This window comes from Saccharomonospora iraqiensis subsp. paurometabolica YIM 90007 (assembly GCF_000231035.2).
GTDB lineage: Bacteria > Actinomycetota > Actinomycetes > Mycobacteriales > Pseudonocardiaceae > Saccharomonospora > Saccharomonospora paurometabolica.
On record NZ_KI912264.1, the window covers coordinates 73895 to 76904 of the forward strand.

The window sequence follows — 3010 nt, forward strand, 5'->3', positions numbered from 1 at the left end:
CGCGGGGCGGGACACGAGGCGCATGGACCCCATCCTGGACCCGCACACCCGCTCCGCGCCGCCCGCGCGGTGCTCCGGACCGCTCAGCCGCCCAGCGCGGCGCGCAGCCGGGTCTCGTCGACCGACCAGTAGTCGTGCTCGGCGTCGTCCACGAGGATCACCGGGACCCGGTCGCCGTACTCGGCCCGCCACTCGGGGTCGGTGTCCACGTCGGCGACGGTGAACGGCACCCCGAGCTCACCGCAGACCCGTTCCACGTCGCGTTCGGCGGTCTCGCACGCCGGACAGTCCGCACGGGTCATGACCGTCACCGAGTGCCCCTGCGGGTGCGCAACGTCAGCCATTGCCCCCATCCTCCCCGGCGTCCGCCCCGACGGTGTCCCCGGCCGGGTTCCCGGCGGTGTCCCCGGCCGTGTTCCCGGCGGTGTCCCCGGACGAGCGCAGTTCCGCCCGGCGGACCTTGCCCGTCGGGGAGTGCGGCAGTTCGGTGACCAGATCGACCGTGCGGGGAACCTTGTACCCGGCCAGACGCTCGGCGCAGTGCTCCTGCACCCGCTGCCCGGACAACCCCGCACCCGCGGCGGGCACTACGACCGCCTTCACGGCCTCGCCGGTGCGCTCGTCGAGCGTGCCCACCACGGCCACCTCGGCGACCTGCGGCATCGCGCCGATGACCTCCTCCACCTCGTGCGGGTACACGTTGAACCCGTTCACGATCACGACGTCCGTGGCCCGGTCGACGAGGTGCAGGTCGCCGTCGACGTCGATGTAGCCGACGTCCCCGGTCCGGAACCAGCCCTCGGCGTCCGGTCCGTACGCCCCGTCCGGCCAGTACCCGGAGAAGAGGTTGTCCCCGCGCACGGCGACGAGCCCGGTGCCGTCGGCGTCGGTGTCGAAGGCGTCGTCGGGGTCGTCCGGGTCGAGCGGCACCGGCAGCGGGTCACCGTCGCTGTCCACCAGCCGCACCTCGACGCCGGGCAGCGGCCGGCCCACCGAGCCCGGTTTCGGGTAGCCGGTCCGCAGCGTGGAGGTCACCACGGGTGCGGTCTCGGTGAGCCCGTACCCCTCGTACACCCCCTGGCCGGTGGCCGAGCGGATCGCGGCCAGCACCCGGGGGTGCAGGGCGGCGGCCCCGGAGACCATCAGCCGCAGCGCCGACACACTCTCCCGGATGCGTTCGGGCGGCTGCTCGGCCAGCGCCGCGTACATCGCGGGAACCCCCACCATCGCGCTCACCCCGTACGCGGTGAGGTCGGCCAGGGCCTGCCCCAGTTCGAACCGGGGCGCGAGCACGGTCGTGGCGCCCGCCGCCGCGGCCGAGAGCAGCCCCGGGCCCAGGCCGTAGATGTGGTGCAGCGGGATCGCCACGAACACCCGGTCGTCCGGGAGGGTGGCCGGCGGGTCGAGGGCATGCAGCTGGCGGACGTTGGCCAGCAGCGCACGGTGGGACAGCATCGCGCCACGGGCGGGCCCGGCGGTGCCCGAGGTGTAGAAGATCGCGGCGATGTCCTCCCCGCCCCGGGAGGCGCCCCGGGCGACGGCGGCGCCCGGCTCCCGGTCCGGCTCCGGCTCCGCTTCCGGGTCCGGCTCCGCTTCCGGGTCCGGCACCAGGAGTTCCGGTTCGTCCCCGGTTCCGAGCGCGCGGTCGGCGATCAGCAGCCGGGCCCCGCTGTGGTCGAACACGGGGGTGGTCTCGCCCGGGGGCGCCTGCGGGTTCAGCGGGACCGCGATCGCGTCCGCGCGCAGGATCGCGAAGAAGGCGACGGCGAAGCGCGCCGAGGTCGGCAGCCGCAGCGCGACCCGGTCGCCGGGACCGACGCCGGTGGCGGCGATCCGGGTCGCGAGCGCGTCGACGGCGCGGTCGACGGCCCGCCAGGTCAGTGTGGTGTGTGTCGCTGTATCGATCAACGCCGCATGGTCGGGTCGGGCCCGCGCCGCGGAGGCGACGAGGTCGGCGACATTGCTGTCCTCACCGGTCACAAACAGCCCCTTTCCGAGTCCGGACAGTGTGCCACCACTCCCCCGCGGGGCGTGATCAGAGCCGGGCCGTGCCCAATTCGCAACAGGGACACCACTACCTACTTTTGGGTAACTACCCGTATGCTCCGTCGGGCGACGTAGTGGCGATGATCACGCGGAGGCCGGGAAAGGGCCCGGAGGAGGTGCGACACGTGAGCATGCCGATCGCTGTTGCGGCGGGGCCCGCACCCGCACGGTTGCGACCGGTCGGGGGCGCGGTGACCGAACAAACGGCACGCGCCGAGCCCGTCGACGCCACCGTGGCGGAGAACTGGGATCTCGTCCGCCGGGCCCAGGCCGGCGACACGGCCGCGTTCGGCACGCTCTACGACCGGCACGTCGACGGTGTGTACCGGTACGTGCTCCTGCGGGTGGGCGACCGGCACCTGGCCGAGGACGTCACGAGCGAGACCTTCCTGCGCGCCCTGCGCCGGATCACGTCGATCTCCTACCAGGGGCGGGACGTCGGGGCCTGGTTCACCACCATCGCCCGCAACCTGGTGCTGGACCACGTGAAGTCCAGCCGGTTCCGGATGGAGGTCGTCACGGAGGAGATCGCGGAGTCCCCGCCGTCCGAGGCCGCGGGAACGGGGCCCGAACAGCAGGTCATCAACCGGAGCACGCACGACGAACTGCTCCGGTGCATCGCCGACCTCGGTGACGACCAGCGGGAATGCATCATCCTGCGGTTCATCCAGGGCTACTCCGTCTCGGAGACCGCCACGATCATGCAGCGCAACGAGGGCGCGGTGAAAGCGCTCCAGCACCGGGCGGTGCGCAGGCTGGCGCGCCTGCTGCCGACCGGCTTCCGGTGACGGGTCCTCCGCGTAACCACGATCGATCACCGGTCGTTGCCATCACGACGGTGTCGACGACGAGGTGGAGGCGTGCGCGTGGATTGGGGGCGCGGGTCCCGCGCAGGCCGTTCCCGGCCCGGGAGGCACCGGGCCGACCGGGCCGACCGGCCCGGTCGGCGGCGTGAGCACGAGCG

Annotated in this window: 3 protein-coding genes; 1 reads left to right on the top strand and 2 read right to left on the bottom strand. The window is 73.5% G+C overall.

The genetic code is table 11. The annotated features are described in order from the left end of the window. Positions 1-83: 83 nt before the first annotated feature. Together SACPADRAFT_RS0224100 and SACPADRAFT_RS0224105 are read right to left on the bottom strand one after the other, a co-directional pair. Positions 84-344, bottom strand: coding sequence for a glutaredoxin family protein (locus SACPADRAFT_RS0224100; protein ID WP_007027082.1), 261 nt, complete (start codon positions 342-344; stop codon positions 84-86). Continuing rightward, positions 337-1980, bottom strand: a complete 1644-nt coding sequence (locus tag SACPADRAFT_RS0224105; protein WP_007027081.1) for an AMP-binding protein — start codon at positions 1978-1980, stop codon at positions 337-339. The genes SACPADRAFT_RS0224100 and SACPADRAFT_RS0224105 overlap by 8 nt, the downstream gene beginning before the upstream one ends. 191 nt (positions 1981-2171) lie before the next feature. On the opposite strand from SACPADRAFT_RS0224105, the gene SACPADRAFT_RS0224110 reads away from it, so the two are divergent. Then, the gene (locus tag SACPADRAFT_RS0224110; protein WP_007027080.1) at positions 2172-2834 is read left to right on the top strand and encodes a sigma-70 family RNA polymerase sigma factor; all 663 of its coding nucleotides are present in this window, start codon (positions 2172-2174) and stop codon (positions 2832-2834) included. Positions 2835-3010: the final 176 nt, after the last annotated feature.

Excerpts from the sequence above, each read along its gene's own strand:
- SACPADRAFT_RS0224100 (WP_007027082.1), bottom strand. The coding sequence starts at position 344 with ATGGCTGACGTTGCGCACCCGCAGGGGCACTCGGTGACGGTCATGACC.